This window comes from Pigmentiphaga sp. (assembly GCF_019689535.1).
In the GTDB taxonomy this organism is placed as follows: Bacteria; Pseudomonadota; Gammaproteobacteria; order Burkholderiales; family Burkholderiaceae_B; genus Pigmentiphaga.
In genome coordinates this window covers 1-5,039 of record NZ_JADGHH010000224.1, presented here as the reverse complement: position 1 = coordinate 5,039, position 5,039 = coordinate 1, and the positions used below count along the sequence as shown (strand labels likewise).

At 64.5% G+C, this 5,039-nt stretch carries 8 protein-coding genes; all 8 read left to right on the top strand.

Annotated features, from left to right (window positions below; translation table 11 throughout):
* Window positions 1-34 precede the first annotated feature (34 nt).
* The 8 genes from rpsP (at window position 35) to IRZ12_RS15410 (ending at window position 4,952) form a co-directional block, all read left to right on the top strand.
* Window positions 35-295, top strand: a complete 261-nt coding sequence (rpsP, locus tag IRZ12_RS15445) for a 30S ribosomal protein S16 (protein ID WP_296470244.1) — start codon at window positions 35-37, stop codon at window positions 293-295.
* Window positions 296-300: 5 nt separating this feature from the next.
* Complete coding sequence (gene rimM, locus IRZ12_RS15440) at window positions 301-900, top strand: ribosome maturation factor RimM (RefSeq protein WP_296470238.1); 600 nt, start codon at window positions 301-303, stop codon at window positions 898-900.
* 21 nt (window positions 901-921) lie between these two features.
* Window positions 922-1,695, top strand: a complete 774-nt coding sequence (trmD, locus tag IRZ12_RS15435) for a tRNA (guanosine(37)-N1)-methyltransferase TrmD (RefSeq protein ID WP_296470241.1) — start codon at window positions 922-924, stop codon at window positions 1,693-1,695.
* 122 nt (window positions 1,696-1,817) lie between these two features.
* Window positions 1,818-2,201, top strand: coding sequence for a 50S ribosomal protein L19 (gene rplS / locus IRZ12_RS15430; protein WP_296470236.1), 384 nt, complete (start codon window positions 1,818-1,820; stop codon window positions 2,199-2,201).
* A gap of 124 nt (window positions 2,202-2,325) precedes the next feature.
* A complete protein-coding gene (locus IRZ12_RS15425; RefSeq protein ID WP_296470233.1) occupies window positions 2,326-3,042 on the top strand; it encodes a CoA pyrophosphatase in 717 nt (238 codons plus the stop codon).
* Window positions 3,043-3,101: 59 nt separating this feature from the next.
* On the top strand, window positions 3,102-4,094 hold the full coding sequence (locus IRZ12_RS15420; RefSeq protein ID WP_296470230.1) for a CobD/CbiB family protein: 993 nt from the start codon (window positions 3,102-3,104) through the stop codon (window positions 4,092-4,094).
* Window positions 4,095-4,189: 95 nt separating this feature from the next.
* Window positions 4,190-4,441, top strand: a complete 252-nt coding sequence (locus IRZ12_RS15415; protein WP_296470228.1) for a hypothetical protein — start codon at window positions 4,190-4,192, stop codon at window positions 4,439-4,441.
* Between the two features lie 124 nt (window positions 4,442-4,565).
* Entirely contained in the window at window positions 4,566-4,952 is a 387-nt protein-coding gene (locus IRZ12_RS15410) for a DUF3597 domain-containing protein (protein WP_087778658.1), read from the top strand.
* Window positions 4,953-5,039: the final 87 nt, after the last annotated feature.

Genomic DNA, 5,039 nt, shown 5'->3' with positions numbered 1-5,039 from the left:
ATTTTTTTATAAGAGACAGTTCCAAGGATTACCTATGGTGGTGATTCGTATGTCTCGCGGCGGTTCGAAGAAGCGCCCCTTCTACAACCTCGTTGCTGCCGATTCGCGCAACCGTCGCGATGGACGCTTCATCGAGCGCGTAGGGTTCTATAACCCGGTCGCCTCGGAGGGTGAAGAAGGTCTGCGTATCGCGCTCGACCGCATCGAGCACTGGACCAAGCACGGCGCCCAACTGTCGCCGGCCGTGGCCCGCCTCGTCAAGCAATACAGCGCCAAGGTCGCTTCGGCTGCTTGATCGCCGTGTCCACTGCGTCCACGGCCTCCGGGGAGCATCCCGCCGACCTCGTCGAGGTCGGGCATGTTACGGAAGCCTACGGAATCCGCGGCGGACTCAAGATTCAGCCGTATTCGGCGCAGTCCGATGCCTTGCTGGGCACCCGCTCCTGGTGGTTGCGCAAGGGCAGGGAAATCCGGCGCGTCGAGGTCCTCTCTGCCAAGCGGCACGGTGCGTCGGTGACAGCCATGTGGTCCGGCGTCACTGATCGTGACCAGGCCCAGGCGTGGAAGGGGTGGACCGTGTTGGTGCCCCGCAGTGAATTTCCTCCCCTTGCCGAAGGCGAGTTCTACTGGGTAGACCTGATCGGCTGCGAGTTGATCGGCAAGGGAGAGAACGGCGAGGACCGCTTGCTGGGTTCGGTGTCGCATGTCAGCGACAATGGTGCCCATGCGGTGTTGCACGTGGCGCTCGTCGTGCCGGTGGCCCTGGGTGAGTCGTCCCAGCCCCTGCTGGATGCGAAGGGCCGGCAACGGGAAACGCTGGTGCCCTTCGTCGAGGCTTATGTGCGCAACGTGGATTTGGACGCGCGCCGCATCGACACCGACTGGCCGGAAGGTTTCTGAGGGCCGGCCATGAGCGGGGCGCTGCGGTTCGACGTAGTGACGCTGTTCGGCGCGATGTTCGACGCCGTCAGCGAGCTGGGCGTGACCGGCCGGGCGCATGCCCAGGGACGATGGGCCTTGCACCGGTGGAATCCGAGGGATTTCACCGTCGACGTGCACCGCACGGTCGACGATCGCCCCTACGGGGGCGGCCCGGGCATGGTGATGCGGGTCGAGCCGCTCGAGAAAGCCGTCCGCGCGGCGCTGGAAGGGCGTGCGAAGGCGGGGTTGCCGGAGACGGAAGTGATCCTGCTCTCTCCCCAGGGCCGCCGCTTCGACCAGTCCATCGCGCAGTCGATGGCGCGCGGTTCGGGGGCCATATTGGTATGCGGCCGCTACGAGGGCATCGACCAGCGGTTCATCGACCGCTGGGTGACGCAGGAGCTCTCGCTGGGTGATTTCGTGCTGTCCGGCGGCGAAATTGCGGCGATGGCGGTCATGGATGCCGTGGTCAGGCTGCTGCCCGGCGTGTTGAACGATGATGAGTCCGCTGTGCAGGATTCGTTCAACGAGCACTTGTCCGGACTGCTGGACTGCCCGCATTACACGCGGCCCGAGGTTTACGAGGGCGAGGCGGTGCCGGAGGTGCTGTTGTCCGGGCACCACGCCAATATTTTGCGGTGGCGCCGCAGGCAGTCGCTGGCGGTGACGCTCAGGAAACGCCCCGACTTGATCGAGGCGGCGCGGGCACGCGGCTGGTTGAGCCGCGACGACGAGAAGTTTCTGTCCGACCTGCAAAGGGAGGACGACCGCTGATCGCTGAGGCGATCAGTTTTGCAGTAGGCCTGCCGGGCATGAGTTCGGCGGGAACACCCATCCTCTGGTGGCGGTGCCAGGAAAAGCAGAACCGCTACGCATGATGGTCATTGGAGATAAACATGGACCTGATCAAAGTCCTCGAGCAAGAAGAGATCGCCCGCTTGACGGCCAATAAGACCATTCCCGAATTCGCTCCCGGCGATACGGTCGTGGTGAACGTCAACGTGGTCGAAGGCAACCGCAAGCGCGTGCAAGCCTACGAAGGCGTGGTCATCGCCAAGCGCAATCGTGGCTTGAATTCGTCGTTCATCGTTCGCAAGATTTCGTCCGGCGAAGGCGTCGAGCGTACGTTCCAGTTGTACGCCCCGACCATCGCTTCGATCGAAGTCAAGCGCCGTGGCGACGTCCGCCGTGCCAAGCTGTACTATTTGCGTTCCCGTTCGGGCAAATCGGCCCGGATCAAGGAAAAGCTCGTACGCAATACGTCGGCTGCCAAGGCTTGATTCCTGCTGTACCGCAATACAAAGGCGCCTCGTACGGGCGCCTTTTTTTTCCCTAGAACCGATGCCTGCGTCCAATCCTCCCGATCAGCGCCATGCGGCTCCGGCCCGAGCCGACGATACGTCCGTGCAAGTCCAGCCCGCGTCCCCCGATGGCCGGCGGGCGCGACCGCCGCAGCGTCCCGGATTCGACCCGGCCGCACAACCCTGGATCGCCAACCCCGGCGGCCTGGACCCGGTGCCGCTCGAGCGGCTCACGCCTGCCGCGCTGCGCCGGCGTTTTGCTGAACCGCCCGCCTGGGAGCCCGATGCGAACGATCCCGAGTCCAAGGGCATGGCAGGGCGAGCCGTGCGGCTGGCGTCGGTGCTGATTCCCTTGGTGCTTCGTCCGGAAGGGATATGTGTCATGCTGACCCAACGGACCGCACACTTGCACGACCATGCCGGGCAGGTGAGCTTTCCGGGGGGGAGGGTAGAAGAAAGCGATGCGTCGGCAACCGACGCCGCTTTGCGCGAAACCGAAGAAGAAACGGGGCTGCCTCGGGGGCTGGTCGAGATCATCGGCCAATTGCCCGACTATTTCACGCGCACGGGATTTCGCATCATCCCGCTGGTCGGCTTGGTTCGCCCGGATTTCTCCCCGCGGCCGGATCCGTTCGAGGTGGCCGAAGTGTTCGAGGTGCCCTTGTCCTTCCTCATGGACCCGACGAATCATCGCCTGCACAGCGCCACCTTGCCTTCCGGCGACGCCCGTACCTACTACTCGATGCCCTGGAAGCAATTCTTCATCTGGGGGGCGACAGCTGGAATGTTGCGCAATCTCTACCAGTTTCTGCGCGCGTAAGGCCGGCGGGCTGGTCGGTCGATGCTGCACATCGGCGCTATGCACTCTAGAATGCGGTCATGAGCTTTTTTGCACTTCTCCTCGCCTTTCTCGCCGAACAGGTCAGGCCCCTGCCCCGCTCGAATGCCGTCCACGAAGCCGCGCGTGCCGCGTGCCGCTGGGCCGGCCATGCGCTGGATGCCGGCAGCCGCGGGTACGCCATCCTCGGTTGGCTGCTGGTCGCCTTGGTTCCCAGTCTTGCCGTGTGGCTGATCGGATCGCTCGCCTGGGCGATTCATCCCGTCCTCGCACTCGTTTTCCATATCGTAGTGCTGTGGTTCACGCTGGGTTTTCGCCAGTTCAGCCATCATTTCACTGAGATCCAGTTTGCATTGGCCCGCGGTGACGTCACGGTGGCACGCAATCACATGCAGGCCTGGCTGCAGGCCTTTCAGGGCAATGCCTCGGCGGACACCATGACCGTCCAGGAGATTTGCCGTACCGCGATCGAAGAGGGGGTGGTGGCCTCGCATCGCAACGTTTACGGCGTGCTGTTCTGGTATGCGGTGTTGCCGGGCGCCTCGGGGGCGGCCTTGTACCGGCTTGCCGGCATCGTCCGCGAAGAGTGGGCCGACCGCACGGATGCTTTCGGGGACGTGGCGCGCGGCGCATTCCGCCTGCTTGACTGGATACCGGCGCGGATGACGGCCATCGGTTTCGCCATCGTTGGCAATTTCGAGGACGCGCTGTATGGCTGGCGCCAACGCGCCGCGCAATGGAAGGACGTACAGCGCGGCGTGGTTGTCGAGAGCGCTGCCGGCGCACTGGGCGTGCGCCTGGCACCCTTGCCTCCCAAGTGGCAGGCCGCTGCGCCCGCCGAGCCTCCCGCGCCGGCGCCTTCGGTCCAGCCGGCGGCGGCCGCGAGCGAATTTGCCGCTGCCGAGGCGCCAGACGAACCCATACGGTGGCCCGATCCGACGACACTGCATGCCGCGGTAGGGCTGTTGTGGCGCGCCGTCGTACTGTGGATGGCCTTGCTCTTGCTTTTGTCTGTGGTGTCCTGGGCGTCCTGAAGCGGTTCCCGAGCGCTTCGTCATGTTGCACTGCATGAGGTCACAACCTCCTGCAGGCGCTATAGTGGGCCGTCTACCGGAGCGGAGGGCCTGCAATGTTCTCTTTCCAATATTCCCCGAATCGCTCTTCCCGAGTACTCGAGGTGGAAATCGATCCCCGCCAGCGCGGTCCTGGCATGTGGGACGTCAATTGCAAGATCTACGAGCAAAGCGACGGCAAGCGCCTGCTGCTCGGTCCGGCGCTGTCGCTGCGCGGGATAGCCGCGGCCTCCGAGGAAGAATGCCTGGACGAGGCCGAGATCCGCATCGCGGACGACATCGAGCACGACCGCTGGTTCAAGCTGTAGCCACAGGGGGCGGCGGGTTACGTAGACGCCGCATCCCGTTACACACGAGGGCTGCCAGGCTGGCGGTCCCCCTTTACAATCGGCCCAGGCATGTGCCTGGAACCGTGACGAAGAGGGGGAAGGTATGAGTATTTTCAAAGCCATTCTCGACAAGATTTTTCCGTCCAGCCATCCCGCGGTTGCCGAAGCGGCCCCGCCCGCGGCGACGCCCACCGCCGCCCCGGCTCCGGCCGGCGCTCCGGCTGCGATGCCGGCCGTGGATGTGGAAGCCATCCTTAATGGACTGGCCGCCAAGCATCCGGAAAAACTGAACTGGAAAACGTCGATCGTCGACCTGATGAAGCTGCTGGGCCTGGACAGCAGCCTCGCGGCCCGCAAGCAGCTGGCTACCGAACTGCACTACAGCGGCGACACCAACGATTCGGCCGCCATGAACATCTGGCTGCACAAGCAGGTGATGCAGAAACTGGCCGAAAATGGCGGCAAGGTTCCCGACGACCTCAAGAAGTAATGCCATGCACCGGCTTCGCCGCCCACGGCGGTGGGGGGGGGGCCCGCGGGGGCGCGCCCGGCGGGGGGGGGGGGGTTTTAAGAATGG

What these genes read in the sequence shown, in the direction of transcription:
- rpsP (WP_296470244.1), top strand. Translation starts at nt 35, where the DNA reads ATGGTGGTGATTCGTATGTCTCGCGGCGGTTCGAAGAAGCGCCCCTTC.
- rplS (WP_296470236.1), top strand. Translation starts at nt 1,818, where the DNA reads ATGGACCTGATCAAAGTCCTCGAGCAAGAAGAGATCGCCCGCTTGACG.
- IRZ12_RS15420 (WP_296470230.1), top strand. Translation starts at nt 3,102, where the DNA reads ATGAGCTTTTTTGCACTTCTCCTCGCCTTTCTCGCCGAACAGGTCAGG.
- IRZ12_RS15415 (WP_296470228.1), top strand. Translation starts at nt 4,190, where the DNA reads ATGTTCTCTTTCCAATATTCCCCGAATCGCTCTTCCCGAGTACTCGAG.
- IRZ12_RS15410 (WP_087778658.1), top strand. Translation starts at nt 4,566, where the DNA reads ATGAGTATTTTCAAAGCCATTCTCGACAAGATTTTTCCGTCCAGCCAT.